Origin of the sequence: Allosphingosinicella deserti (assembly GCF_003012735.1) — a bacterium.
In the GTDB taxonomy this organism is placed as follows: Bacteria; Pseudomonadota; Alphaproteobacteria; order Sphingomonadales; family Sphingomonadaceae; genus Allosphingosinicella; species Allosphingosinicella deserti.
This window is the reverse complement of sequence record NZ_PXYI01000003.1, coordinates 25,011-51,037: the sequence shown is the minus strand read 5'-3', so window position 1 is coordinate 51,037 and position 26,027 is coordinate 25,011. Positions and strand designations below refer to the sequence as shown.

Annotated in this window: 27 protein-coding genes; 7 read left to right on the top strand and 20 right to left on the bottom strand. The window is 66.9% G+C overall.

What is annotated here, in order from left to right; translation table 11 throughout:
* Nucleotides 1–94 precede the first annotated feature (94 nt).
* The 9 genes from C7I55_RS08645 to C7I55_RS08605 all read right to left on the bottom strand — a co-directional run bounded on the left by C7I55_RS08645 (nt 95) and on the right by C7I55_RS08605 (nt 10,062).
* The gene (locus C7I55_RS08645; RefSeq protein ID WP_146150973.1) at nt 95–1,102 is read right to left on the bottom strand and encodes an AraC family transcriptional regulator; all 1,008 of its coding nucleotides are present in this window, start codon (nt 1,100–1,102) and stop codon (nt 95–97) included.
* A 111-nt stretch (nt 1,103–1,213) separates the two neighbouring features.
* Nucleotides 1,214–1,747, bottom strand: a complete 534-nt coding sequence (locus C7I55_RS08640) for a GNAT family N-acetyltransferase (RefSeq protein ID WP_106512549.1) — start codon at nt 1,745–1,747, stop codon at nt 1,214–1,216.
* A gap of 64 nt (nt 1,748–1,811) precedes the next feature.
* Entirely contained in the window at nt 1,812–2,306 is a 495-nt protein-coding gene (locus C7I55_RS08635) for an eCIS core domain-containing protein (RefSeq protein WP_106512548.1), read from the bottom strand.
* Nucleotides 2,303–3,286 (bottom strand): DUF2891 domain-containing protein, encoded by a 984-nt coding sequence (locus C7I55_RS08630; protein ID WP_408640601.1) that lies wholly within the window; start codon nt 3,284–3,286, stop codon nt 2,303–2,305. The genes C7I55_RS08635 and C7I55_RS08630 overlap by 4 nt, the downstream gene beginning before the upstream one ends.
* A 5-nt stretch (nt 3,287–3,291) precedes the next feature.
* Nucleotides 3,292–4,245, bottom strand: a complete 954-nt coding sequence (locus tag C7I55_RS08625; protein ID WP_106512546.1) for a DUF979 domain-containing protein — start codon at nt 4,243–4,245, stop codon at nt 3,292–3,294.
* Nucleotides 4,242–4,955, bottom strand: coding sequence for a DUF969 domain-containing protein (locus tag C7I55_RS08620; RefSeq protein ID WP_106512545.1), 714 nt, complete (start codon nt 4,953–4,955; stop codon nt 4,242–4,244). The genes C7I55_RS08625 and C7I55_RS08620 overlap by 4 nt, the downstream gene beginning before the upstream one ends.
* Nucleotides 4,952–8,560 (bottom strand): hydantoinase B/oxoprolinase family protein, encoded by a 3,609-nt coding sequence (locus C7I55_RS08615; RefSeq protein ID WP_106512544.1) that lies wholly within the window; start codon nt 8,558–8,560, stop codon nt 4,952–4,954. Before C7I55_RS08615 ends, C7I55_RS08620 begins: the two co-directional genes overlap by 4 nt.
* Before the next feature lie 157 nt (nt 8,561–8,717).
* On the bottom strand, nt 8,718–9,305 hold the full coding sequence (locus C7I55_RS08610; RefSeq protein WP_106512543.1) for a urate hydroxylase PuuD: 588 nt from the start codon (nt 9,303–9,305) through the stop codon (nt 8,718–8,720).
* Between the two features lie 79 nt (nt 9,306–9,384).
* Nucleotides 9,385–10,062, bottom strand: a complete 678-nt coding sequence (locus tag C7I55_RS08605; protein ID WP_158266346.1) for a TIGR02117 family protein — start codon at nt 10,060–10,062, stop codon at nt 9,385–9,387.
* 158 nt (nt 10,063–10,220) lie between these two features.
* Between C7I55_RS08605 and C7I55_RS08600 the strand changes: the two genes are divergently transcribed.
* The gene (locus C7I55_RS08600; RefSeq protein ID WP_106512541.1) at nt 10,221–10,649 is read left to right on the top strand and encodes an OsmC family protein; all 429 of its coding nucleotides are present in this window, start codon (nt 10,221–10,223) and stop codon (nt 10,647–10,649) included.
* Nucleotides 10,650–10,701: 52 nt separating this feature from the next.
* Here the strand turns inward: C7I55_RS08600 and C7I55_RS08595 are convergent, their stop codons facing one another.
* On the bottom strand, nt 10,702–12,573 hold the full coding sequence (locus C7I55_RS08595) for an ABC-F family ATP-binding cassette domain-containing protein (RefSeq protein WP_106512540.1): 1,872 nt from the start codon (nt 12,571–12,573) through the stop codon (nt 10,702–10,704).
* A 245-nt stretch (nt 12,574–12,818) separates the two neighbouring features.
* On the opposite strand from C7I55_RS08595, the gene C7I55_RS08590 reads away from it, so the two are divergent.
* Nucleotides 12,819–13,385: an NADPH-dependent FMN reductase gene (locus C7I55_RS08590; protein WP_106512539.1), complete on the top strand. Its 567-nt coding sequence runs from the start codon at nt 12,819–12,821 to the stop codon at nt 13,383–13,385.
* Here C7I55_RS08590 and C7I55_RS08585 read toward each other — a convergent pair.
* A complete protein-coding gene (locus C7I55_RS08585) occupies nt 13,382–13,936 on the bottom strand; it encodes a 3'-5' exonuclease (protein ID WP_106512538.1) in 555 nt (184 codons plus the stop codon). The two genes, C7I55_RS08590 and C7I55_RS08585, sit on opposite strands and share 4 nt — an antisense overlap.
* Nucleotides 13,937–14,328: 392 nt before the next feature.
* Here C7I55_RS08585 and C7I55_RS08580 point away from each other — a divergent pair, with 392 nt between their 5' ends.
* The 3 genes from C7I55_RS08580 (at nt 14,329) to C7I55_RS08570 (ending at nt 16,931) form a co-directional block, all read left to right on the top strand.
* Complete coding sequence (locus tag C7I55_RS08580) at nt 14,329–15,012, top strand: spermine/spermidine synthase domain-containing protein (RefSeq protein WP_106512537.1); 684 nt, start codon at nt 14,329–14,331, stop codon at nt 15,010–15,012.
* A gap of 97 nt (nt 15,013–15,109) precedes the next feature.
* Nucleotides 15,110–16,012, top strand: coding sequence for a hydrogen peroxide-inducible genes activator (locus C7I55_RS08575; protein ID WP_106512536.1), 903 nt, complete (start codon nt 15,110–15,112; stop codon nt 16,010–16,012).
* Nucleotides 16,013–16,253: 241 nt separating this feature from the next.
* Complete coding sequence (locus C7I55_RS08570; protein ID WP_106512535.1) at nt 16,254–16,931, top strand: DJ-1/PfpI family protein; 678 nt, start codon at nt 16,254–16,256, stop codon at nt 16,929–16,931.
* A 448-nt stretch (nt 16,932–17,379) separates the two neighbouring features.
* Here C7I55_RS08570 and C7I55_RS08565 read toward each other — a convergent pair whose 3' ends face one another.
* Nucleotides 17,380–18,414, bottom strand: coding sequence for a helix-turn-helix transcriptional regulator (locus C7I55_RS08565; RefSeq protein WP_106512534.1), 1,035 nt, complete (start codon nt 18,412–18,414; stop codon nt 17,380–17,382).
* A 179-nt stretch (nt 18,415–18,593) separates the two neighbouring features.
* A complete protein-coding gene (locus C7I55_RS08560) occupies nt 18,594–19,358 on the bottom strand; it encodes a PilZ domain-containing protein (protein WP_158266345.1) in 765 nt (254 codons plus the stop codon).
* Nucleotides 19,359–19,438: 80 nt separating this feature from the next.
* Between C7I55_RS08560 and C7I55_RS08555 the strand changes: the two genes are divergently transcribed.
* Complete coding sequence (locus C7I55_RS08555) at nt 19,439–20,026, top strand: alpha-ketoglutarate-dependent dioxygenase AlkB (protein WP_106512532.1); 588 nt, start codon at nt 19,439–19,441, stop codon at nt 20,024–20,026.
* A gap of 7 nt (nt 20,027–20,033) precedes the next feature.
* Here C7I55_RS08555 and C7I55_RS08550 read toward each other — a convergent pair whose 3' ends face one another.
* Together C7I55_RS08550 and C7I55_RS08545 are read right to left on the bottom strand one after the other, a co-directional pair.
* Entirely contained in the window at nt 20,034–20,864 is an 831-nt protein-coding gene (locus C7I55_RS08550; RefSeq protein ID WP_106512531.1) for a cell wall hydrolase, read from the bottom strand.
* Between the two features lie 245 nt (nt 20,865–21,109).
* Entirely contained in the window at nt 21,110–21,622 is a 513-nt protein-coding gene (locus C7I55_RS08545; protein WP_106512530.1) for a hypothetical protein, read from the bottom strand.
* 60 nt (nt 21,623–21,682) lie between these two features.
* Here C7I55_RS08545 and C7I55_RS08540 point away from each other — a divergent pair, with 60 nt between their 5' ends.
* Nucleotides 21,683–22,087, top strand: coding sequence for an EVE domain-containing protein (locus C7I55_RS08540; protein WP_106512529.1), 405 nt, complete (start codon nt 21,683–21,685; stop codon nt 22,085–22,087).
* A 19-nt stretch (nt 22,088–22,106) separates the two neighbouring features.
* On the opposite strand, the gene C7I55_RS08535 is transcribed toward C7I55_RS08540, so the two are convergent.
* The 5 genes from C7I55_RS08535 to C7I55_RS08515 all read right to left on the bottom strand — a co-directional run bounded on the left by C7I55_RS08535 (nt 22,107) and on the right by C7I55_RS08515 (nt 25,869).
* Nucleotides 22,107–22,508, bottom strand: a complete 402-nt coding sequence (locus C7I55_RS08535) for a DUF805 domain-containing protein (RefSeq protein ID WP_106512528.1) — start codon at nt 22,506–22,508, stop codon at nt 22,107–22,109.
* Between the two features lie 122 nt (nt 22,509–22,630).
* Nucleotides 22,631–23,044 (bottom strand): DUF805 domain-containing protein, encoded by a 414-nt coding sequence (locus C7I55_RS08530; RefSeq protein ID WP_106512527.1) that lies wholly within the window; start codon nt 23,042–23,044, stop codon nt 22,631–22,633.
* A 68-nt stretch (nt 23,045–23,112) separates the two neighbouring features.
* The gene (typA, locus tag C7I55_RS08525) at nt 23,113–24,948 is read right to left on the bottom strand and encodes a translational GTPase TypA (RefSeq protein ID WP_106512526.1); all 1,836 of its coding nucleotides are present in this window, start codon (nt 24,946–24,948) and stop codon (nt 23,113–23,115) included.
* 116 nt (nt 24,949–25,064) lie between these two features.
* The gene (locus tag C7I55_RS08520; RefSeq protein WP_106512525.1) at nt 25,065–25,469 is read right to left on the bottom strand and encodes a DUF423 domain-containing protein; all 405 of its coding nucleotides are present in this window, start codon (nt 25,467–25,469) and stop codon (nt 25,065–25,067) included.
* Between the two features lie 88 nt (nt 25,470–25,557).
* A complete protein-coding gene (locus C7I55_RS08515; protein ID WP_106512524.1) occupies nt 25,558–25,869 on the bottom strand; it encodes a UrcA family protein in 312 nt (103 codons plus the stop codon).
* Between the last annotated feature and the right edge of the window lie 158 nt (nt 25,870–26,027).

Sequence of the window (26,027 nt, the reverse complement as noted above, 5' to 3'; positions counted from 1 at the left end):
AAACCTATTGTGATCGTAACGCTTTGGCAAGGATCGGCCGCAACAATCATCCTTAACGGCGGTGCCGAGACCCCAGCGCCCTTGCCTGCCGGCTTCAGCCGCGGCGAACTTCCGAAGGCGTCACGCCGAAGCGGCTCTTGAACCGGCGATAGAAGGTCGACGGTTCGGGGAAGCCGAGCTCCGCTGCGATATCGCCGATCGGCCGAAGCGCTTCCGAAGGATCGGCGATGCGGCTGCGGATCGCCACCAGCCGGCGCTCCGTCACATAATCGGAGAAGCTCGTCCCGTCGTCCGCGAAGAGGCTGCGGACGTAGCGCGCACCGATGCCGAGCGCCTGGCCGGCGGTACGCGCCGACAGGGTCGACCTATGCAGGTTGCGGGCGATGTACAGCTTGACCGACAGCAAGCGCGCCGCACGGACGCCGCCTTCCTGCGCACCGCGCGCGACATCGCCGGTGGAGCCCAGCGCCAATGCAACCAGATCGACGAGGTGCGCGGAGACGGTCGCCGCCCTCGCGTCGCCGATCGGCAAGTGGGTGACCGACCATAGATAGTCGAACAGCAGACACGCTTCCGGCCGGCTGCGGTCGATGCGGTCGAAAGCGACGTCGTCCAGCCCCGGGACTCGATCGACCAGGAGATCCCGCGCGATCTGGATGCAGGCGGTCCACGATCCGTCCTCGGTCGTCGCGGAGAAGCGCCGGTCCAGCGGCATGATGCAGCCGGCTCCCGGCGCGGTACGAGCGTCGCCGCTGCCCGGCCGCTCGAACCGATAGCCGCCGGCGATCCACGAGATGCAGATGTCGTCGCGGCCGTCCGCCATCAGATCGGCGCGGCGGGTCCAGGTCACGGGAGCAACCGATCCGAACGACGCGCTGAGGTTCGGCAGGATCAGCGTGGCGGCTTCGAACTCGAGCCCGGCTTCGGTCCGCGGCTCGAGATCCAGGCCCATGCCGATCCGCCCGTAATATTCGCGGACTTCGGCCTCGCGGTTTCCGCGATCGAGCGCGCGGGTGGAAAGCCTTGCCACGGCCACGGACGCGTCGTCCGCATCCCCCTGCCGCGACATCTGCGCGCCCTCGACATCCATACGAGCCGCCACCTCCTGGCTGCCGAGTGTCGCACGTCTGGCCGATTGCGCAATCGCCGCGGGGCCCTGGGTGAGCGGCGAAAGCAGGAGAGTCTGCGCCGGATCGGACGAAAGCGGAGCAGGTCAGCCGAGGCGGCGCTGAAGAAATACGAGGGAGGCATCGTCGGGGAGCGGGCGGCAGGTGAAGCCGAGGCGGCGTTCCAGCTCGATCAACGCCCAATTGTCCGCGGACGAGATCGATTCCAGGATCCGGATGCCGCGCGCCTCGGCATAATCGGCCACATGCATCAGCAGCCGCGCACCGATGCCGCGGCGCTTCAGATCCGAACGCACCGCGATCGCCACTTCCGCGCGCTCCCGCGCTTCGTCCGCGACCAGCATCGCGCTGCCGACCAGAATGTCGCTGTCGGCCCAGAAAGCGAGGAAGTTCTCAGTGCGATCGTGGTCGACCGTGGCCATCTCGATCAGCCGCGCCTGCCCGACCTCCCGCACCGCGGTGAGGAAGCGATACCGCAGATCCTCGAGCGACAGCCGCGCGTAGAAGTCGCCGAGCGCCGCCACGTCCTCGGGCTCCGCCGGACGGACGAAGAAGCGAATCCCGGTCTTGGCGACGAGCGCTCCCGACCAGTCGGCGCGCGTTGCGGGCTCTGCTTCCATGAACGCGGCAACGATCCTCCCGCCGGGACGCTCCCAGCGCGCGCCGGCGGCCCTGAACGTCAGCTCACAGGCCGTAAAGCCCCGTGCCCTGGAGCCTGGGTGCAATCAACGGACGCAGCGACGGGCGCTGATAGTCGCCCACCATCTCGGCCTGCGCTTCCAGCCGGCAGCGGGAGAAAGGGCGCGGATCGCCCTCATAGCGGTACATGGCGGCCGCATCGAGGCGGCAGCCGGCCAGTTCACGCCCATAACGCAGCAGGAACCGCGGGACGCCGAGCGTCCTCCACTGCCAGACATGAGTCATTTCATGGAGAAACAGCCGCCGCGCTTCGTCTCCGGCGTGGGCGAAGTCCCGACAATACCGGACCCGGAAGTAGATCGTCCTGCGCAGGGTGATTGCGGTGTTGCGATTGTGGAAGGCGCGCTCGGCAAGGTCGTTGACCGCCGGGCCGTCGCACAGCCGCACGTCCTCGTAGGGAAGCGCGTCCGGGAACACGCCCCGGCACAAGGCGATCTCGCCCGGGGTCAGCGATCGCATGTGATTGCTGTGGGCGCTCATCGCTCCAGGGCGAGCAAGGCGAAGGTGGCGAGCCAATGCTCGCCCATATAATCGCCGGCGACGTGCGGCAGGCTTGCGTCGAGATGCTCGTCGGCGGTGCGCAGGACGAGGTCGGCGAGCGCCGGATCGAGCGCGCCGGCGAGACCGCGCCAGCACCAGGCGCGGCTGAGATTGAGGCCGTCGAGATGGGCGATCTTGCCGTCGCTGCGATCCGAGACGATCGCCGGCGTGAACAGGCTGCGCGGCAGCCCGACCACCGCTTCGGGGAGGAAGGCATCGAACCAGGCGGCGAACCCTGAATCGCCGAGCACGGCCCGCATCAGCAAGGCTTCGCTGAGGCCTCCGGACAGGAACTCGTCGCCGCCCGGCTCCCAGCCGTGATAGCAGCGGTCCTCCTCGAACCAGTCGCGCGCGCGGCGGCGGATCAGCTCGGCCAGGCCGTCATCGTTCGCCTTCGCCCATTCGAGCGCCAGAGTGAGCGCGAACGCCGTGTTGAAATGGGTGCCGACCCGCAGCGGGTAGGTGAGCTTGGGCAGGAAAAGGCGAAATCGGTCCGCGAAGGCCGCCGCCAGAGGCGCGAGGTCCTCGCCCCAGGGCTGATCTTCGTGCCGCTGCGCTTCGCGGTGGAGCGCGAGCAGCCAGGCCCAGCCGTAGGGACGCTCGAACCCGCCGGAATAAGCGCGATCGAGATAGGCCAGTTCGCCGGCGATCTTGCCAGGCGTGAGCATCTCCTCGGCCAGCGCTTCGATCTGCCGAGCTTCGGGCAGATCGGGGAACAGCCGCCGCAGCCGCAGCATCAGCCACCAGCCGTGGACGCAGCTATGCCAGTCGAAGCTGCCGTGGAAGATCGGGTGGAGCTGGCTTGGCGACAGCACATCTTCCGGCCCGTCCATCACATGGTCGAGCTTGTGCGGATATTCGCGGGTGACGTGGCCGAGCGCGATCCGCGCGAAACGGGCTGCGATCTCGGGGGTGAGCATGTTGGTCATCGGAACGCCAGGAAGTAGATGAGGAGAATGTTGACGAGCAGCAGCGGCATCGCCGTGCCGATCTGCGCCTTGATGACGCCGTTGCGGTCTTTCAGTTCCAGCAAGGCGGCGGGCACGATGTTGAAGTTGGCCGCCATGGGCGTCATCAAAGTGCCGCAGAAGCCGGCGAGCATGCCGATCGCGCCGATCACCGCCGGATCACCGCCATAGGTCCGCATCAGCAGCGGCACGCCGATCGCCGCGGCCATCACCGGAAATGCAGCGAAGGCATTGCCCATGATCATCGTGAACACCGCCATGCCCACCGCAAACACCAGGACGGTGAGGAAGATGCTGCCCTCCGGGATCAGCGCGCGGGTCATATCGCCGATCACCGTTCCCACCCCGGCAGCGGCGAACAAGACGCCGAGCGCGGCGAGCATCTGCGGCAATACCGCCGCCCAGCCGATCGCATCGATCAGCCGCCGTCCTTCCTGCAACGGCGCCGAAGCCGGCGGCCGAAGCCAGAAGAAGATCACCGCCAGCGCGAGCAGCACGCCGAGCGCGAGCAGGATGTAGGTCTCCCGCTTCGGCTCGAACCAGCCGAGCGCATTGAGCGGCGTGTAGGTGTAGAGCAGGGTTCCGATCAGCGCCGTTCCCGGAATGATCAGCGCCGGCAGGAACAGCCGGTTGCCGAGCCGCCGCGAGGATTGTTCGCGCTCCGCGCCCGAGGTCGTCGGCGGCGCGGAGCGGCCGAGAAAGCCGAAGCCGGCGAGGCCGGCCAGTCCGAGGACGAGCAGCCCGTTGGCAAAATCGCCGAGCCTGTCGCCGGCGAGCAGGCTCAACGCCATCAGCCCCCAGAAGGCGCCATTGCCGAAGCGCTTCGGGTTCGCGGCGTCGGCGGCGCTGAGGACCGCGAACCCTGCGAACATCAGGCCGGCGAGAACGTACAGCCACTGGAGGGTGATCAACGCAGATCCTCCGTGCGAGGCGCAGCCTCGTCGCTTCGCGGGAGGGAGGATCTTGCAAGCCGGCGATCGAGCAGCAGCAGTCGCGCACCGTGGATCAGAAAGGCCGCGATCGCCGTGGGTACCGCCCAGATCGCCAGCTGCAGCGGCGCCAGTTGGTAGCCGTAGGCCGCCAGGGTCTGCTGGATCAGCACGATCGAGCCGATCGCGAAAAAGATGTCCTCGCCGAAGAAGACGCCGACATTGTCGGTCGCCGCGGCATAGGCTTTCACCCGTTCCTGCGAGTCCTCGGCGAGCGTGCCGTGCTGCTTTTCCGCGGCGGCCAGCGCCATCGGCGCGACCAGGGGGCGCACCGTCTGCGGATGCCCAGCCGTCGAGTGAAGACCGATTGCGGCGGTGAGCTGCCGGTAGAGAAGATAGAGGATGAGCAAGCGGCCGGCGGTCGCGCTCGCCATGCCGCGGATCAGCGTCGCCGCGCGCTGCTGGAGGCCGAAGCGCTCGAGCAGCCCGATCACCGGCAGCACGATCCAGACGATGGCGATGATTCGGTTGTCGTTGAACGCCTTGCCGAAGGTCGAAATCACCTGGACGAGATCCATGCCGGCGAGCAAACCGGTGGCGATCGCAGCGGCGGTGACGACCAGCATCGGATTGAGCTTCAGCATGAAGCCGACGACGACGATCAGGATGCCGAGCAACGGAAGCCAGGTCATCTCGCCCGCTCCACCGTCGCGCCGAAGCCGCCGCCGCCGGGCGTCTCGATCACGAACATGTCTCCCGCATCCATCGAGACCGCCGCGGTGGCGCCGAGCGGCTCGACGCTGCCGTCGGCACGAACCACCCGATTGACCCCCGGCGCGGCATCGCCTCCACCCTCGATCCCCCGCGGCGCGACCGCGCGGCGGTTGGAGAGGATGTTGGCGCGCATCGGCTCGAGGAAGCGGAGGTGGCGCTCGACGCCCTCGCCGCCTTGCTGCCGTCCGAATCCGCCGGATCCGCGGCGGATCGCGAACCGCTCGAGCAGCACTGGGAATCGAGTTTCCAGGATTTCAGGATCGGTCAGGCGGCTGTTGGTCATGTGGGTCTGCACAGCGCTCGCACCGTCGAAGTCCGGGCCCGCGCCCGCGCCGCCGGCGATCGTCTCATAATATTGCCGTCGTGCGTCGCCGAAGGTAAAATTGTTCATCGTCCCCTGGCTCGGCGCCAGCGCCCCGCAGGCGGCGAACAGGCAGTCGGTGATCACCTGGCTGGTCTCGACATTGCCGGCCACGACGGCGGCCGGATATTGCGGGTTGAGCATCGATCCTTCCGGCACGATCAGCGTGATCGGCCGCAGGCAGCCGTCGTTCATCGGGATCGCATCGTCGACCATCGTCCGGAAGACGTAAAGCGTCGCCGCGCGGCAGATCGAATAGGGCGCGTTGAAATTGTTCGGCTGCTGCGCGCTCGTGCCGGTGAAGTCGACGGTCGCCGACCGGGTTTCCGGATCGACGGTAACGGCGACCTTTATCTCGGCCCCATTGTCCATCCTGTAGACGAAGCGGCCGTCGCGCAGGCCGCCGATCAGCCGTCGCACCGCTTCTTCGGCATTGGCCTGTACGTGGCCCATATAGGCGTCGATCACGTCGCGGCCATAATCGGCCGCCACACGCCGCAGCTCCGTCGCACCGCGGGTGCAGGCGGCGACCTGGGCCTTCAGGTCCGCGATATTCTGGTCCGGATTGCGGGCCGGCAGCGCGCCGGCGCCGAGCAGCGCCCGCATCTCGGCCTCGAGGAAATTGCCGGCGTCGACGAGCAGGACATTGTCGATCAGCACGCCCTCGTCGTGCACATTCTTGCTGTCGGGCGGCATCGATCCCGGCGCGATCCCGCCGACATCGGCATGGTGGCCGCGTGCCGCGACATACCAGGCCGGCGCCGCATCGCCTTCGACGAACACCGGCATGATCACCGTGATGTCCGGCAGATGGGTGCCGCCGCGATAGGGGGCGTTCAGCACATAGACGTCGCCGGGCTTCATGCCTCGCCCGTCGCGGCCCTCTCCACGCGCCGCGATGACGGTGCGGATGCTGTCGCCCATCGAGCCGAGATGGACCGGAATGTGCGGCGCATTGGCGATCAGGCAGCCTTCGCGGTCGAACAGGGCGCAGGAAAAATCGAGCCGCTCCTTGATGTTCACCGAGGATGCGGTGTTCTGGAGCGCCACCCCCATCTCCTCGGCGACCGCCATGAAGAGGTTGTTGAACACTTCCAGCATCACAGGATCGGCCGCGGTGCCGATCGCACGGGCCGCGCCGCGCGGCGTGGTGCGGGTGAGGATGAGATTGCCGAGCCGGTCGACTTCGGCGGTCCAGCCCGGCTCGACCACCGTCGTCGCTGACGGATCGATGATCAGCGCGGGTCCGCGGACGGTGTCGCCGGCCGCAAGCCCGTCACGCTGAAGCACCAAATCCTCCCCGGTACGGGGAGGGGGACCAGCCGAAGGCTGGTGGAGGGGCTGGCACCGAGTCTGGAGCAGCCCCTCCACCACCGCCTCCGGCGGCGGTCCCGCTCCCCGTACCGGGGAGGATTTTCCGACCGCCTCGACGATCGCAGTCTCGATCACCACCGCATTCCCCGGTGACAGAAACCCGAATCGCTGCTTGTGCGCCGCCTCGAAGTCCGAACGCATTTCCTCCGCCATACCGACCGCCACTTCCAGCGCGCTGTCGCTGCCGTCGTAACGCAGCGCTGCGCGGCGATGGATCTCGATCGCTTCCGCCGCAACGCCCTGCGCGACCAGCGCCGCCTCCGCTTCCGTGGCAAGCGCCCCCAGCATCGCCTCCAGCGCAGCTCCCTCGTCCAGCCCGCGCCCGAAGGTCCGCTGGCGTAGCTCGACCATGTCGGCCAGGCCCATGCCGTAAGCGCTAAGCACGCCGGCAAGCGGATGGATCATCACCCGCTCCATGCCGAGCGCGTCGGCGACGAGGCACGCATGCTGCCCCCCTGCCCCGCCGAAGCAGACCAGGGTGTAGCGGGTGACATCGTGGCCGCGCGCGATCGAGATCTGCTTGATCGCACTGGCCATGTTGTCGACGGCGATGCGGACGAAACCCTCGGCGACGTCGCGCGCTGAAAGGCCCGCCTGCGCGCCGATCTCTCCGCACAGCGCCCGGCTCGCCTCGGCATCGATCGGCTGGTCGCCGCCGGGGCCGAAGACCCGGGGGAAATGCTCCGGCCGGATCTTGCCGAGCACGACGTTGCAGTCGGTGATCGTCAGCGGGCCGCCGCGCCGGTAGCAGGCCGGCCCCGGAACCGCGCCGGCGCTGTCCGGGCCGACGCGGAAGCGAGTGCCGTCGAAATGGCAGATCGAGCCGCCGCCCGCCGCCACCGTGTGGATCTCGAGCATCGGCGCGCGCACCCGAACCCCGGCGACCACCGTCTCGTTGGTGCGCTCGTAGCGGCCGGCATAATGGGAGACATCGGTCGAGGTGCCGCCCATGTCGAAGCCGATGATGCGGTCAAAACCGGCGTCCTCGGCGGTCTTGACCATGCCGACGATCCCGCCCGCGGGCCCCGAGAGGATCGCGTCCTTGCCCTGGAAGGCGCCGGCATCGGTAAGCCCGCCGCTCGACTGCATGAACAGCAAGCGGGTTTCGGCGCCGATCGCCGCGACCACGCGGTCGACATAACGGCGAAGCACCGGCGACAAATAGGCATCGACGACGCTGGTATCGCCGCGCCCGATCAGCTTGATCAGCGGGCCGACCCGGTGGCTGACCGAGATCTGGGTGAAGCCGATGCGCGCCGCTAGATCGGCGATCGCCGCCTCGTGCGCGGTGAAGCGCCAGCCGTGCATCAGCACGATCGCGATCGCGCGAATACCGTCGTCATAGGCGGCCTGGAGGTCCCGCCGCGCGGCGTCGGTGTCGAGCGGCCGGAGCACGGCGCCATCGGCGCGGACGCGCTCGTCGATTTCGACGACGCGTTGGTACAAGGTCTCGGGGAGGACGATCCGCCGGGCGAAGATATCGGGCCGCGCTTGGTAGCCGATGCGCAATGCGTCGCCGAGCCCGGCCGTGATCGCGAGCACCACCGGCTCGCCCTTGCGCTCGAGCAGGGCGTTGGTGGCGACGGTGGTCCCCATCTTGACCGCCTCGATCGGCCCCTCGCCTTCGTCGGCAAGCAGCGCCCGGATGCCGGCGACCGCCGCATCGGCATAGCGCTCGGGATTGTCGGAGAGCAGTTTCCGGGTCAGCACCCGCCCATCGGGAGTCCGCGCGACGATGTCGGTGAAGGTGCCGCCGCGGTCGATCGAGAAAGTCCAGCTTGCCGTCATCCGCAGCGGCTTAGAGCGATATGTCGTCGGACGGAACCGTCTGACGACCCGAAAATCCCGGCGATCCAGGGATCCAAAGCGGGCGGACCGATGCCATCGGTACGCAATCCGTTCTGGACGGAGTTCAGCCGCCGCGGAAGCGTCTTGGCCCGGCCGGTCAGCCGCCGATATGGGCCTGGGCGACCATGCAATAGAGCATCGGGATCGACAGGATCAAATTGGTGCGGCTGGCCATCATCGCCGTCGTCGCCGACTTCGCCTTCACCGCGTCCTCCGACGCGACGATGCCGAGCGCGCGCTTCTGGTTCGGCCAGATGATGAACCAGACGTTCGCCGCCATGATCAGGCCAAGCCACATGCCGATGCCGATCGTCCGGTAGCCGTCCGACAGGGTGAACGCCCGCGCGAGATAGCCGCCCTGCTGCATCTCGGCGGTGAGCAGGCCGAGGATGACCGTCGCCAGCGCCGCCCAGCGAAACCAGAACAGCGCCGCCGGTGCGATATATTTTGAGACCCCCGGCTTCAGCTCGGCCGGCACCTTCGGCATGGTCGGGATCTGCACGAAGTTGAAATAATAAAGCAGGCCGATCCACAGGATTCCGGCGAAGACATGCACGTAGCGCAGCCATTGCGCCCAATAGGCCCCGTCGCCGATCTGCGCACCGTGAAGCCCGAACATCGCGGCGATCAGCAAAAGGATGCCGATCAGCAGCGCGAAGTGGAAGTTGCCGAGTATCTTCGCCATCCTGACCCCCTGTTTTTCGTTCCGGGAGCTTAACGCAAGCGGCAGTCGAGCGTAAGCCCCGGGGCTCATGAAAGCCGCGTCAGTCCAGCCGCCACATGATGCTCTGGGAAAGCGGTGTCCAGGCGCCCGTCCTGATTCCGGCGGCGCGTAACGCTTCGCCCGTCCAGCTGTTGCAGGTGTAGAAAGCGTTGTAATGGCCGACCGCCTCGTAGAACATGTCGGAGCTGGTATAGCCGCGGCCGAGCACGGGGATGGTGTGGCTCTGCGCATCGCGCTGGAAGCTCTTGGCAATATGGGCGGCAAGCCTGCGATATTCTTCGTGGCGGATGCGTAGCGGGCGCTGCCATTCTTCCGGGCGGGGATGGTGGATATGGTCGGCGTGCATCAGACTGCGCCCGCGCCCGAACATCGCCAGCAAGGCATTCTTCATGGTGAGATCACCCCAGGTCGGGGTCTCCAGATAGAAAGTGCGGTTGCCGTAGCCGAGCGCGACATGATCGGCCGCGCCCCAGCGCGGATCCTTGAGGTGGGCGCCGGGCGCATATGGCCGCCAGTCCATCTCCGGCGTGACCTTGGGAACCACGATCCATGTGTGCACTCCGTTGGTGCGCAGGAAAATCGTGATCCCGTCCTTCGGCTCCTGCCATCCGCGGTTCGCCGGGATTGCGCCGAGCACGAGCGCGGCCAGGAAATAGAGGAACGGCAGAGCGAGGATTGCGCCCGCGTTCCATGCACCGATCCGGACCGCTCGCTTCATGCGCCGCAGAGTAACATGCACGTGCCGGTTGAGAAGGGCCTGCGCGGCACAGCCTCGAGCAAGCGAAATGCCCGAAGGCCGGCACGTCTCGGCGCCCGCCCCTTGGCCGGCAGTGCCGGCGTCGCCATGTCGGGCGGACACCAAAAGAGGACATGAGCATGGCAACACGTTCGGCATCGGCGCGCTACGAAGGCTTCGGCCGCGAGGGCAAGGGGCATGTTTCGCTGGAATCAGGGGTATTGTCGGAGCAGGCCTATGATTTCGGCACCCGTTTCGGCGACACGCCGGGGACCAACCCCGAGGAACTGGTCGCCGCGGCGCACGCCGCCTGCTTCACCATGGCGCTGTCCTTCGCGCTCGCCAAGGAAGGCTATGCGGACGGCACGCTGAAGACGACCGCGCGGGTCACGCTCGACAAGGACGGCGACGGCTTCGCGATCACCCGCTCCGATCTGAAGCTCCAGGCGACGGTGCCCGGCATCGACGCGGCGAAGTTCGAGGAGATCGCCGCCGGGGCCAAGGCGGGATGCCCAATCTCGAAGCTGCTCAAGGCCGAGATCACGCTCGAGCACAGCCTCAGCAATTGACGCTCAGGCGAGGCGGGGCAGGATCTGCTCCGCCTCGTCCCCGGCACGAGCCTTACCCGACGGCGAGCTCCAGCGCCTCGGTCGCCTGCAGCCAGCGCGCTTCCGCTGCCTCGAGCTTGGCTTCGACTTCCGCCCGTTTCTTCATCAGCTCCGTCATGGTGAGCTTGGTCAGCGACGCCTCGGCGCCGCTCGGATCGAACATCGCCTGATCGATCTTGGCGCGCTGGGCGGTGAGCTTGGCGATATCCGTCTCGGCGGCCTTCAAGTCGTTGCGCAAAGTCTGGCTTTGCGCACGCGCGGCGGCAGCGGCGCGGCGCTCGTCCTTGCGGCTGGCCTTGCTCTCGCCCTTCGACCCGGCGCCATTGTCCTTCTGGAGCACCATCGTCGTATAATCGTCGAGGCTTCCGTCGAACTCCGTAGCGGTGCCGTTCTCGACGAGCACGAGCCGGTCGGCGGTGAGCTGGAGCATGTGGCGATCGTGGCTGACCACCACGACGGCGCCCGAATAATCGTTGAGCGCCTGGACCAAAGCCTCGCGCGCGTCGACGTCGAGGTGGTTGGTCGGCTCGTCGAGGATCAGCAGATGCGGCGCGTCGCGGGTGATCAGCGCCAGCGCCAGCCGCGCACGCTCGCCGCCTGAGAGCTTGCGCACCTCGGTCATCGCCTTGTCGCCCGAAAAGCCGAACCGGCCGAGCTGCGCCCGCACCGCCGACGGAGTCGCGCCGGGCATCAGCCGCGCCATATGCTGGACGGGCGTGTCCGAACCGTCCAGCTCCTCGACCTGATATTGGGTGAAATACCCCACCTTCATCTTGCCGCTGGCGTTCATCTCGCCTTCCATCGGCGGCAATTGCGCGGCGAGCAGGCGGGCGAGCGTCGTCTTGCCGTTGCCGTTGCGGCCGAGCAGGGCGATGCGATCGTCCGGGTCGAGGCGCAGGTTGAGACGCGACAGGATCGGGGTCTCGCCATAGCCGACCGCGGCCATGTCGAGCGTGATCAGCGGCGGCCGCAGCCCGTCCGGGTTCGGAAAGCCGAAGGAGAGTGAGGGATCGTCGACCAGCTCGGCAATCGGCGCCATCCGCGCGATTGCCTTGAGCCGGCTCTGCGCCTGCTTGGCCTTGCTCGCCTTGGCCCGCCAGCGATCGGCGAAGGCCTGCAATTTCTCGCGCTGGGCGATCTGCTTGTCTCGCGCCGCCGCCTGCTGCGCCTGACGTTCGGCGCGCTGGCGCTCGAACGCGTCATAGCCGCCCGGATAGAGCGTGACCTTGCCGCGATCGAGGTGGAGGATGTGGTCGACGACGTTGTTGAGAAAGTCGCGCTCGTGGCTGACGATGACGATCGTCGCCCGATAGGATTGCAGGAAGTCCTCCAGCCACATCACCGCTTCGAGATCGAGGTGGTTGGACGGCTCGTCGAGCAGCAGCAGGTCCGGCGCCGAGAACAGCAAGGCCGCGAGTGCCACGCGCATCCGCCAGCCGCCCGAGAAACTGTCGAGCGGCCGGTGCTGCATGTCCTCGTCGAAGCCGAGGCCGACGAGGATGCGGGCCGCGCGCGAGGGGGCGGCATGGGCATCGATCGCATTCAGCCGGTCGTGAATGTCGCCGAGCCGGTGCATGTCCTCGCAGCCCTCGGCCTCGCCGAGCAGGGCCGCGCGCTCGACATCGGCGGCGAGCACGGTCTCGAACGGAGTTTCCGACCCCGCCGGCGCCTCCTGCGCGATATAGCCGAGCTTGGCGCCCTTGGGCATGTCGGCGCTGCCCTCGTCGGCATCGAGCAATCCGGCGATCACCCGCACCAGAGTCGACTTGCCGGCGCCGTTGCGGCCGATCAGGCCGACCCGGCTCTTGGGGGGCAGTGCGGCCGTGGCGCCGTCGAGGATCGTTCGCCCGCCGAGGCGCACGGTGATACCGTTCAAGTTGAGCATGCGGCCGCCTAGCACGAGACGCGCGCCGGGATAAGCCCGTACTGCACCGCACAAGAAGAGACCGCGCGGATCTGCGCGCGTTCGCACCCATCATCCCGGCGAAAGCCGGGATCTCAGGCCGGAAAGGCTCCAGAGGGGAGGCGGCGGCAGCACCTGCCTGTCCTGAGATCCTCGCTTTCGCGAGGATGATGAAAGGGGCAAAAGGGTCGGAGACAAGAGCCAAAGGACGAGAGCAGGGACGAGCGATGGTGAAGCTTCTTGGCATTTCCGGCAGCCTGCGCCAGGGCTCGTACAATAGCGCCCTGCTGCGCCGGGCGGGCGAGCTGATGCCGGACGGCGCGACGCTCGAGATCGGGACCATCGCCGGCATCCCGCTCTACGACGGGGATGTCGAGACCGCCGAGGGGCTGCCGGCGGCGGTCACCCGTCTCAAGCAGCAGATCGTCGCCTGCGACGGGCTGCTGCTCGCCACGCCGGAATATAACAATTCGATCCCCGGCGTGTTCAAGAATGCCATCGACTGGACCTCCCGCCCCTCCTCCGACATCGCCCGTGTCTTCGGCGGCAAGCCGGTCGCGATCATGGGCGCGTCGCTCGGCGGCTTCGGCACGATCCTCAGCCAGAATTCCTGGCTGCCGGTGCTGCGCACCCTTGGATGCGACACCTGGAATGGCGGGCGCCTGCTCGTTTCCGGCGCCGGCAAGGCCTTTGCGGAGGGCAAGCTCGTCGACCCCACCACCGAGGAACGGCTGCAGGCCTTCCTCGACGCCTTCGTCGCCTACGTCGGCACGCGCACGAACGGCGCCCGCTAGAGCGCAGCCGCCGCTTCCTCTTCCGCCAGCCGCATCACCTCCCGCCACCGACGCAATTCCTCCTCCGCATCGGCGACCGCACGGTGACGCACCGGACGCGCCTCCCCTTCGCTGCGCACCCGCGCCATGATCGCTCGCACCCGAACCATCCGCTCGGCCGGCGGCAGCAGCCCGGTGAGGAGTGCGACGGCGCTCTCATGCTGGGCAAGCTCGGTGTCCTGCAGGCGGATCGCGTGGCGCGGCAGCCCGGCCGCGCGCAGCAAGGCGCTGAGCCACTTGCCGTCCCACGACGGCGCGCTGGCGAACACGCGGTGGCCGGTCAGCGCCGCCACCAGCTGCGCCGCGACGATGTCGTGCGGCGTGCCGTCGCGCTCCAGGGTTTCGCGGCTGATGCCGTGTATCGCCTCGGATTTCTCATCCCAGTCGGTCCATTGCGGCGCCGGCCGGATCAGGTGATTTTCGGACCGGCCGTCCTCGAACACCCAGCCGACCTCGATCGGGTAACCGGTCTTGCTGAGCGAGGAAGCCTCGAAATCGATGAACACGTGCATTGGCCGGATCAACGCCGAAGATCGGGAAAAGCTCAAGCCTGTCGGTGCCCCCCCCCCCCGCTCGCACGTGGAGCCGCCATGATCGCTGCGGCAGCCGAGCGGCTGCTGATACCATCGGCTGCTCGCTTCGACATCGGTGACGGCAATGAGCGGTTGTGGGCGCATGACGTGTCTCGACGAGATGTTCGCGAACGAGCGGCGGATCCTGGCAAAGCCTTGGCAGACAGCCGGCTTCCACCCCACGGCACCGAAATCGCTGGCGGGAGAAGCTTGGTGTCCTGCGGCGGCCGGCGATCCGCTCTGGCATGGCCGATCCTGCCTGCGGACACGCCCACGTGCAGCGGCCAGCACAATGCTGTAGGCGGCGCGCACCCATTTTCTGGAGCCTTTGCATGATCCCCCGCGAACTCATCGACATTGCCGACGTGCCCGGCGGCGAGCCGCTGCGGCTGTTCCGGCGCGGTGCGGACTTCATGATCGTGCTTGATCGCAACGAGCTGATGAACAGCCGGATGAGCGGCTCCGAGGAAGCGCTGGCGGTGATGACCTGCGAGCGGCTCGCGTTGCGGAAACCCGCTCCGGCCGACCCGCATCTGCTGATCGGCGGCTATGGCATGGGCTTCACCCTGCGCGCCGCTTTGGCTGCGCTCGGCCCCAAGGCCCGTCTGACCGTCGCCGAGCTGGTCCCCAAGATCATCGACTGGGCACGCGGACCGATGGCGGAGCTTGCCGCCGGCTGCCTCGACGATCGCCGGGTTCGGGTGGTGCTGGACGATGTCGGTGCGTTGATCCGCGCCGAAGCCAATGCCTATGACGCGATCCTGCTCGACGTCGACAACGGGCCGGACGGCCTCACCCGCGCCGCCAATGACGGCCTCTACTCCGCAAGCGGGCTCGCCGCGGCGAAAGCGGCGCTGAAGCCCGGCGGCATCCTGGCGGTCTGGTCGGCCGCTCCCGACGTGAAATTCGCCAAACGCCTGCGCGAGGCCGGGTTCGCGGTCGAGGAGGTCGCCGTCCGCGCCCGCCAGAGCGGCAAGGGACCGCGCCACGTCATCTGGTTCGCGGCCAAGCGGTGAGCGGGCCGTCAAAGCCGACGGATACGCAGCAATCCTGACTCGCCTTTATCGGCGCATCCCATTAAAGATGGGGCACTGATCGACTGAGGCGATAACGATGACCACCTACCTGCCGACCCTGAAGCAGCTTCAATATCTCGTGGCGCTGAAGGACCAGGGGCATTTCGGGCGGGCTGCCGACGCCTGCTTCGTCACCCAGTCGACCCTCTCGGCGGGTGTGCGCGAGCTCGAGATCCTGATCGGCGTAACCCTGGTCGAGCGCACCCGGCGGGTCGTCCGCTTCACCCCGCTTGGCGATCGCATCGCCGAGAAGGCGCGGCGGGTGCTGCGCGAGGCCGAGGAGCTTGCCGATCTCGCCCGCGCCGCCGGCAAACCCCTGTCGGGCGAGCTCCGCATGGGCGTCATTCCGACGATCGCGCCGTTCGTGCTGCCGCGCCTGCTGCCCAAGCTTCGGGTCGACTGGCCCGATCTGCGCCTGTTCCTGCGCGAGGAGACGAGCCAGGCCGCCTGCGACAGTCTCCACCGCGGCCAGCTCGACTGCGTCCTGCTCGCGCTTCCTTATGGCTGCGGCGACATCGAGGCCGAACCTTTGTTCGAAGATCGCCTGTTCGTCGCTTTCCCGCCCGGCGACGCCCCGGTCGGCGGCGCCGCCAGCGTTCCTCCGGGCGCGATCGACGAAACCCGGCTGCTGCTGCTCGAGGACGGCCATTGCCTGCGCGAACACGCCCTGGCCGCCTGCAACCGGCCGGAGCTTCGCGCCGAGGCGACGATGCTCGGCACCTCGCTGCACACCCTGGTACAAATGGTCGGCAACGGCCTCGGAGTCACCATGGTGCCGGAAATGGCGGTCGATGCCGGTATTCTCGACGGTACCGGGGTCGTCGCCTTTCCGCTCGATGCCGAACACGCCTTCCGCCGCATCGCCCTGATCTGGCGCAAGGGCAGCCCCCGCGAAAAGGATTTTCGTTTGCTCGCGGACGCGCTGAAGGCGACCCATTGAGGGCACGCATTCGGGCGACCCAACCTTCGCAGGCTCAGCCTGTTCGGGCTGAGCTTATCAAAGCCCTTTTTTCTCCCTTATTTGGATGGAAGACGTAAGGAGAGGGCTTCGACAAGCTCAGCCCGAACAGGGTTGGAAGACCGCAACGACACTTGGGACGGCCGCTCTCGACGTTGGCGATGCGATACAAAGCGGCGAGCGGCGCCGACGGGCCTTCGCCGGAACCCGAAGAGGAGCCGCCATGCAGATCGTCATGCTTGCCTACCCGGACATGACCCAGCTGGACCTTACCGGCCCATTCGAGGTCTTCTCGCGATTTCCCGAGATGAAGATCGAGATCGTCTGGAAAGGCCAGGATCCGGTGAGGGATGCCAGCGGCCTTCGCATCATTCCCTCAACGTGCCTCGCCGACTCTCCCCCGGCCGACATTTTGTTCGTGCCCGGCGGACCGGGCCAGTTAGCCCTGATGGAGGATGAGGAGGTGCTGGCATTTCTGAGGCAGCAGGCATCTGGCGCTGCCTACGTTACGTCCGTCTGCACCGGCTCGCTCGTGCTTGCGGCAGCGGGCCTGCTCACCGGCTACCGTGCGACCTGCCATTGGCAATCCTTGCCTCAGCTTTATCTGTTTGGCGCTACGCCGGTCTCTGAACGCGTGGTGATCGATCGTGATCGGGTCACCGGCGCCGGCGTGACCTCGGGGATCGATTTTGCGCTTGTTCTCGCGGCACGGATCTTCGGAGACGAGCTGGCCCGCGCCGCACAGCTCACGATGGAATATGATCCGAAGCCGCCCTTTTCCGGCGGATCGCCTGTGCATGCGGAGCCGTCCTTAACGCAAACCGTGGTCGCCGCGGCGGCCGAGTTCCAGGCCCTTCGAGAGGCAGCCGCACGCAGAGCTGCGGCGAAGCTCGCAGGCTGACCTGCGAACAGCGAGCGCCTGGACCTTCGCGCCGAAGCCCTCCTTTCGAGGCCTTCGGTGACGGAAGACCGAAGGAAAGGCCTTCGACAAGCTCAGCCCGAACGGGGTGATGAGCCGCGCGCCAAAACATGGACACTTGCCTTGACGAGCGACGATGCGGTGCAAAGGTTTCGGCGTGTACTGACTGCCACGTCCACGTCACCCGCGGCAGACGCACTGAGCTGCATATCTCGACTCTGACGCTCCCGACCAGCCCCCTCCACCCCGTTCGGGCCGAGCCTGTCGAAGCTCCTCTTTACTGCCTTCGATTAAAGAAAAGATAAGGAGAGGACCTCGACGAGCGCAACGACGGGGTTGGGAGCGAAGCGCCAAGACTCAATGGCGGCTTCGGCCTTTCCGGTTCGGCACGACGGGTCCGATGGGCGAGCGCGATCCCGTAAAGGCCCCCTCACGCCTCCGCTGGAGAACCGGTGCTGTTTGCCGAAACCAGCTGGCGGTAGTCGCGCGGGCTCATGCCGAAACGGGCGCGGAAGCTGCGGCTGAGATGGCCGGGATCGCTGAAGCCGAGCCGATGGGCGATCGTCCCGATCGGCTCTCCCCGATCGAGATCGGCAAGGGCGGTGCGCGCCCGTTCGAGCCGCTGCCGCAGGATGTACGTGTGGATCCCCGCTTCGGACTGGAACGCGCGGAACAGGCGGGCGCGTGACACGCCGAGACGATCGCACAACCAGGCCACGGTGAGACTGGTGGAGCCGAGCCGCCGCTCGATCTCCTCCTCGGCTCGGCGGCGGAGCGCCGCTTCCGGGCTGACGCGCGCCGCCTCGCGCGGACGTACCTCCGCTGCTGCGATCGCGATCAGTTCGAGGAACGTCCGGCCGAGCCGTTCCGCAGCGGCGATGTCGAGCCGCGGCAACGCCTTGTGGGTCTGCGCCGCATGCGAGAACAGCATCGCGGCGGGCTCTTCCTCGACGACCAGGCCATGGAGATCGTAGACGGGGCCGATCCATTCCTCCGCCACCGGGCGGGGCATGACGATCGCGTAGGTCCGGCTCGCCGTCGAAACGTGCAGCGAGGGGCGGCCGAGGTCGTGGAAATGCAGCGTGCCCGACGGCTCCCGAAAGGCGCGGCCGTCGAGATCGCCTTGGGCCAGGCCATCGATCATCATGCTGACGATGATCGGATCGAAATCCGACGACCGGATGTCCTCGGCCCGACGCTCCCAATGCATCCCCGTGATCTCCGTGTAGACGAAGATCACCGGGCCGAGCTGTGCGGACTCCCAGCGTGTGTTGAACGGCTCGGTGCGCTCGGTCCGGTAGATGGGCTCGGTGCGCGGCCAATCGCGGCGCAACCATTCTTCATAGCGCTGCTGTTCCGGCAGGTGGTCGGTCGAGTAACGCAGGATCGGGATAGTCTGCCGCGTTTGAAGCGTCATTTCCCCATGCGGCACCGACAGTTCATCGGTCGGGGAAATGCGGGCCAATCAATCCTCCTTCGCAAGCAGAGCGAAGAACGACTTCTAACGCTGCACTCTGCGCGGCGTACAGCAGCAAAGCGGCCGAATGCGGCAAGGATGCGGATCGTTAAGCACCCGTGTCGTTCACGCTACGGCACTTGGGCTGCCCAACCCTGCGGACCGGGGCCGAGCAGGCCTCCCGATGCTCAGGCGCGGCCTGAGCTCCCCGGGGGCAAGGCACTGAGATCGAATTCGCTCGTGAAGCGCAGCCCGACCTGGCCGTTGCGGGACCAGCGCACCTGCGCGCTACGGATGCCCGCCTCGCCGAGATCGAGCTCCACCTCCCTGCCCGCGCGGAGCGTCCGGTCGCATTCGATGCCGGCGCCGCCCGGCGACAGGTCGCGAATGCGAACCGGAACGAACAGATCGCAGGCCAGCAGCGATCCGCGCCGGGCGACCCGTTGACGCGGTGCGCGGTCGCTCACCTTGCGCGGCGCGGGCCGCTGGTCATCCTCGACCAGCGGTGCGAAGCGCAGGATCGGCCCGTTTGCCTGGGTCGCATCCCAGCAGATCATTTCCTCGACGAACTCCACGCCGAACCGGCCGTTGCGCAGCCAGCGGACCACGGTTTTGGTCCGGTGATCGTCGGTGAAGAAGATATCGATCGGCTCGCCGACACGGGCCGGAAGGTCGCATTCGATCATCGCGCCGCGCGAGGAGACGTTGACCACGCACACCCGCAAGCGCTTCCGTCGAAACACGATCGTGGTTTCCTCGACGAGGCCGCCCAGCCGGTCTTCGATGCGGTGATTGCTGGTGCGCGCCTGCTCCCGCTTGATCGCGATCCTGGTGAGGCCGGACCGGCCGGCTCCGTTGGTCGTCTTCTCGGCCGCAGCTTTGCCGGACTTGCGACCTTCCGGGCCCGGACCGGTGTCGCGGCGCAGAGGGATCATGGAACGGATATCGGGCATTACGCTCCCCAGGATACGGATTCCCGCATGCATGCCACGGAAAGGATGAAGAAATTGCTGATCGAGAGGATGGCCGGACGATGGCCCAGCTGAACCTGTTCGGAGGACCGACTCCGCCCGCGCTGCCTGCAGGCCTGGTCTATGGTGAGGCGCTGATCACGCCGGCCGAGGAACAGGATCTGGTCGCGCGCCTCGCCGATCTCCCGTTCCAGGCGTTCGAATTCCAGAATTATCTCGGCAACCGGCGGACGGTCTCGTTCGGCTGGCATTATGCCTTCGACGGCAGCGGCCTGCATGAGGCCGAGCCGATGCCCGACTGGCTGTTCCCCGTGCGCGATCGCGCCGCGGTGTTCGCGGGGATCGAAGGCGCGGCGCTCGTCCACGCGCTGATCATCGAATATGCGCCGGGCGCCGGCATCGGCTGGCATCGCGACAAGCCGGTGTTCGGAGATGTCCTTGGCGTGTCGCTGCTTGCCCGGGCGCGCTTGCGCTTCCGGCGGAGACAGGGGGATCGCTGGGAGCGGGCGAACGTGATCGCGGCGCCGCGCTCGGTCTACCTGTTGCGCGGCCCGGCACGCGACGAATGGGAGCACAGCATCCCGGTGATGGAAGAGCTTCGTTACTCGATCACGTTTCGGACGCTGCGCCGGAAAGCGGATCAGGGTTAGGGCCGGATCAGGAATAGAAAATGTGGGTGCCGATCTGCGCGGAGCGGCGGAGGCGCTTGCCCCAGCCCGGCGAGACATAGGAGGCGTGATACCAGAGCACGTCCGACGCCAATGTTCCGGCGAGCCTCTCCTGAGCGACTCGCGACACCGCCACCGCCCTGCGCCAGGCGTCCGAGCGCATGTCCGGCGTCGGGAACTTGCCGCGGCTGATGAACGAGAATTGCCGCGGCTGGGTGACCACCCCGCACACGGAAGCCGGATAGCGGCCGGAGGCGGCGCGGTTGAGCACGACCTGTGCAACGGCGAGCTGACCTTCGAGCGATTCGCCCCGGGCCTCGAAATAGACCGCTTTGGCGAGGCAATCCTGCTCCGGCGTTTCGGTCTGTTCGCCGGCATAGGTGACGACGAGCTGGTCGAGAGTCGGCGGGGTCGACGGACCGATGCCGAGCAAGGCCGTCGCCTTGGTCCACAGATTGCCGAAGAAACCCTTCTTTTCGGACACGGCGCCCTGTGCTGCGGGCGGCGTTACCTTGATGTCGATCCGGTCGAGGGAGACATCGACCATCGGCGCACTGTCGAGCGCAGGCCTGGCCGATGCTGGGGTGCCGAGGCTGTTGCCGTCGCTTACCCTCTCCGTGGCGCTCGCAGGCGCAGTCGCATAATGAGGGGATGCGGTGTGGCTGACGGCGCCAATATTGGTGACCGTGCTCGTAAGAATCGGAGCTCTGGTGATGGAAAAAGAGGTGTTCTGGGCCTGGGACGGCGCTGAATAGCTGAGTGCAACGACGAGTGCAGCGGAGGTCGCGGACAGTGCCGCGGCCCGATTGGATCGGTTCATAAGCTTCCAAAACTATGCGGCTGGAGATCCCCCCGTGCGAAGAAAACCGCACGCTGATCGCCCCCGTCTCGCGTGACTGGCTCCGCCTCTGCGCAAAACCGGTCCGCTCTTCTCTCGTGATTGAATGATGGAGGGGGAATCACCGGGGTTCAACCCGCAGACGGCGAGTCCACGATGAGCCGTGTCCCCGAGGGGGCATGCCGAAGATTTATTCGCCCGCCGATGGAACCTTTGTGCTTCGCGATCTAACGCGCAGGCTCCGGTTCCGGCTCGGAGCGATTCGCCTTGCTCGACGCGCCGACATCGGCGACCAGCCTGACTCCCGCGCTTGCAACCCACCCGGAGCGACAGGGGCCTTCATAGGCCCGGCGCTGCGTGACCGGCTCAGAGACTCCGCAGCCCGGGCTCGGCTGCCCGCTTTCGTGAAGCACGATCCCGAGCCATTTCTGGTCGAGGGAGCGGGTGCAGACGAAGAAGCGGGCGCTCGACGGGATCGTCCCGGTCTGCTCGGCATAATCGAACGGACCTGCCCGCAGCGCCAGGCCGGCACCAGTCTCGATCCGTCGCGCCGTCCCGATCGACGGGCAGGCATCGAAATTCGGCCCGAGTTCGCCGACACGTACGGCCACCGGCGGTGCCACCTCCGGCGCCGACGGCGCCTGCTCGGCAGGCTGCTGCGCATTGGTGAAATGATCGTCCCGCACCGGCTGGCCGCAGCCTGCGAGGATGAGCGGGAGAAGGATCAGGGCGCGTCGCATCGTGCTCCTTGTGGCGCGCCGCGCCGGAAAAATCTACGCTGGCGACAAGGAGGCGCCATCATGGCCTATTGGCTGATGAAATCAGAACCCGGAAGCTACAGCTGGGACGACCTCGTCCGCAACGGCGGCACCGAATGGGATGGTGTCCGCAATGCCGCCGCCCGGCTCCACCTGCGCGCGATGAAGGCGGGCGACCAGGCGCTCTTCTACCATAGCGGCGGCGACAAGGCGGTGGTCGGCATCATGCGCATCGCACGCGAGGGCAAGCCCGACGGCGCCGACGGCGACTGGGTCTCGGTCGCGGTCGAGCCGGTGCGGGCGCTTGCCGTTCCGGTGCCGCTCAGCGCGATCAGGACGGAGCCGAGGCTCGCCGCGCTCGAGATGCTGCGCCAGTCCCGCCTCTCCGTCTCGCCGGTCCGCGACGACGAATATCTGACCATCGTCAACATGGGCGCGGAAGCGTGATTTGCGCCGCGCGCGCGGATCAGGAGAAGACGCGAGTCATCTGGTCGGCAGTATCGCCGTAACGAGGATTGTAGCCGTAACGATTGTCGCCCTGATCGCCGGGCAGGAGCATCAGAACCAGTTGGATGACACCGCCGACATAGGGAATGAGGCCGATCAACAGCCACCAGCCGCTTTTGTCATGATCGTGCAACCTGCGCACGCCGATCGCCAGCGAAGCGATGAACCAGGGAATGAAGGCCAGCACCAGCAAGCCGCCCAGGATGTAGGTCATCCATTCAGTGCCGACGAGGGCACCAATCGCGAAGCCGACACCAAGGACGATCGGCATCTGCAGCTGGAACAGCCAATATTCAGTTCGCGTCGAGCGTCCCTTGAAATCCAGCGCGCGCCGCCAAGGGCCCTTGATATAGTCCGACATGTGAAATCCCCCTTACCCGAGTGCCTGCGCCTCTTAGCGCAGCAAGGGAGCGGGCTACCAGCCCGAAACGAGAACAGGCGAAAGCCCGGCCGCAAGTCTTCGGTTACGGAGAGAGCCCCTCCTCAGGAGAAAACGCGCGCCATCGACCCGGAATAATCGCCCTCGCGCGGATCGTAGCCGTAGGAATTCTCGCCCGGCGTGCCCGGCCACAGCGTCAGCACGAAGAAGATCAGGCCGCCGACCATGGGGATGAACTGGACCAGATAGAACCACCCCGTTTTGTCCTGGTCGTGCAGCCGGCGCACCGTCGCCGTGAGATTGGCGATGAAGGCGAAGACGAACGACGCGATCAGAATGATTGCGCCGACAATGCCGATCCCGGCCAAACCGCTGCTTCCCGCCGCGCCCAACAACAGGATGAACTCACAGGCGATGACGATCACCAGCTGTAACGCGAACAACCAATATTCCGTCCGCGTTGCCCGTCCTTGAAAGGTGAATGCGTGCAGCCACGGCCGTATGATGATGTCCAGCATGAAAAAGCCCCTCTCCGATTGGGAGAGAGGCTAATCCGGTTCGACTTAAGAAATTCTGTAGGCGGCGCTTACGCCGCTTCGGACTTGCGCGACTGGCGCTTGCGCTCGTGCGGATCGAGGTGGCGCTTGCGCAGGCGGATCGACTTGGGCGTGACCTCGACCAGCTCGTCGTCCTGGATGTAGGCGATCGCCTGCTCCAGCGTCATCCGCTTCGGGGGAGTCAGGCGGATCGCATCGTCCTTGCCGCCCGACGCGCGGAAGTTGGTCAGCTGCTTGGATTTCAGCGGATTGACTTCGAGATCCTGCGGCTTGGCATTCTCGCCGATGATCATGCCTTCGTACAGCTTCTCGCCCGGTGCGATGAACAGGATGCCCCGCTCCTCGAGCATGTTGAGCGAGTAAGCGACGGCATCGCCCTGCTCCATCGAGATCAGCACGCCGTTCTGGCGGCCCGAGATCGGGCCCTTATACGGTCCGTATTTCTCGAACAGCCGGTTCATGATTCCGGTGCCGCGGGTGTCGGACAGGAATTCGCCGTGATAGCCGATCAGGCCGCGGGACGGCGCCGAGAAGGTCAGGCGGGTCTTGCCGCCGCCCGACGGACGCATGTCGGTCATCTCGGCCTTGCGCATCGCCATTTTCTCGACGACGGTGCCGCTATGCTCGTCGTCGACGTCGACGACCACCGTCTCATAGGGCTCTTCACGGCCGCTCGGACCGTCCTTGAACAGCACTCGCGGACGGCTGATCGAAAGCTCGAAGCCCTCGCGGCGCATCGTCTCGATCAGCACGCCGAGCTGAAGCTCGCCGCGGCCGGCGACTTCGAAACTGTCATTGTCCGACGCGGTGGTGATGCGGATCGCGACGTTGGTCTCGGCCTCGCGCTCCAGGCGATCGCGGATGACGCGGCTCTGCACCTTGTCGCCTTCCTTACCGGCATACGGACTGTCGTTCACCGCGAAGCTCATCGCCAGCGTCGGCGGATCGATCGGACGCGAGGGCACCGGCACCGTCACGCCGGGCGCGGCGATGGTGTTCGACACGGTCGCTTTGGCGAGGCCGGCAATGGCGACGATGTCACCTGCTTCGGCATGCTCGACCGGAACGCGGTCGAGGCCGCGGAAGGCGAAAACCTTGGTGGCGCGGCCCGCTTCGACCGGCTTGCCGTCGACGTCGATCGCGCTGATCGGCATGTTGACGTCCAGCTTGCCGCTCTCGATGCGGCCGGTGAGGATGCGGCCGAGGAACGGATCGCGGTCGAGCAGGGTGGCGAGCATCCTGAACTCGCCTTGCTTGTCGAGGCCCGGATCGGGAACATGATCGACGATCTTCTGGAACAGCGGCTTGAGGTCGCCCGAGCGAACGTCGTCGGTCTCGCCGGCGTAGCCGGCGCGACCCGATGCGTAGAGGACCGGGAAATCGAGCTGCTCGTCATTGGCGTCGAGGCTGAGGAAAAGCTCGAAACATTCGTCGAGCACTTCGGCCGGACGCGCATCGGGACGGTCGATCTTGTTGACGACGACGATCGGCTTGAGGCCGAGGCCGAGCGCCTTGCCGGTGACGAACTTGGTCTGCGGCATCGGGCCTTCGGCAGCGTCGACGAGCAGGATGACGCCGTCGACCATCGACAGGATCCGCTCCACCTCGGCGCCGAAATCGGCGTGGCCCGGTGTGTCGACGATGTTGATCCGCGCGGATTCGCCGTCGGCCGCGGTCCAGTCGACCGACGTGCACTTGGCGAGAATGGTGATCCCCCGCTCCTTCTCGAGATCGTTCGAGTCCATCGCGCGCTCTTCGACGCGCTGATTGTCACGGAAGGTGCCGGACTGGCGGAACAGCTGGTCGACGAGCGTGGTCTTGCCGTGATCGACGTGCGCAATGATCGCCACGTTGCGGAGGCTCATTAGAATAGGTCCTGTCAGGATAGGGATTTCGCGCGCCTATACACACGACAATGCGGCGTGACTAGGGCACCAAGTGTGAGATAGTGACCGTTCCCATCGGGACAAGGCCGAAACATCTAGTCCTGAGAGGTGGCCGTGGTCCGTGGATTCGACAGCCGCCACGCCAGCAGGCACCAGCCCGCGATCATCAGCAGGCCGCCGATCGGAGTCACCGCGCCGAGCCAGCGCGCGCCGGTCAACGCCATGATGTAGAGCGATCCGGAAAAGACGATCGTGCCGGCGGCGATCAGCCAGGCGGGCACATGGGTGCGCACGCCGCGGAGGGCCGTGAGCGCGATCAGAGCGACGGCATGCCACATCTGGTACTGGACGCCGGTCTGCCACCAGCCGAGCGCCTGCGCGTCGAGGATCGCGCGGAGGCCATGCGCGCCGAACGCGCCAAGCGCGACTCCAAGGCCGGCGAGCAAGGCACCGACGAGCGCGATGCCCCTGCCCGCGGTCCCGCGATCGACGTTTGCCATTCCTGCTTTCCCTCCTCCGGCGATTGTGCCGGGAAAGTTCGGCGAGGACCAGCCGTCTCGAAAAGGCGCGAGCGAGCGTCCGGTTCGCTCAGCGGGCGCCCGATATCGGCGCGTCGCTTCGTCGCGAAGCGAGACTCACCGCGACGCCGGTCTCGCTCGACCGGATCACCTGGGCGCGGCAGCCGCTCACCGCCCAGAAGGTCGGGTCATCCATCACCGGCGGCATCCCGCAGATCCGGGTCGCCGCGGCCCGAACCCTCTTGTCGAAGATCGCGCGCCCCGCCGGGCTGGCGAGATCGAGATCGCCGTGACGGATACGGACGGTCACGGGATCGGCCGCGGCGGCGCCGCCGGCGATGAGGGAGACGGCGATCAGCGCCGCATGAAGTGATTTCCGCATCGTATCGTCCCTTCCAGTGGAACCACCAGGGTGAGACAGTCTCGATCGGCCGATGCTGCGCGAAAGGCACGCGCCGCGCGACGGGACACTTCGGGGAACCTGCCGGCTGCCAGGGCCGCCGATCAACGTGCGCTCCGGATCGACGAACGGCAGACGCG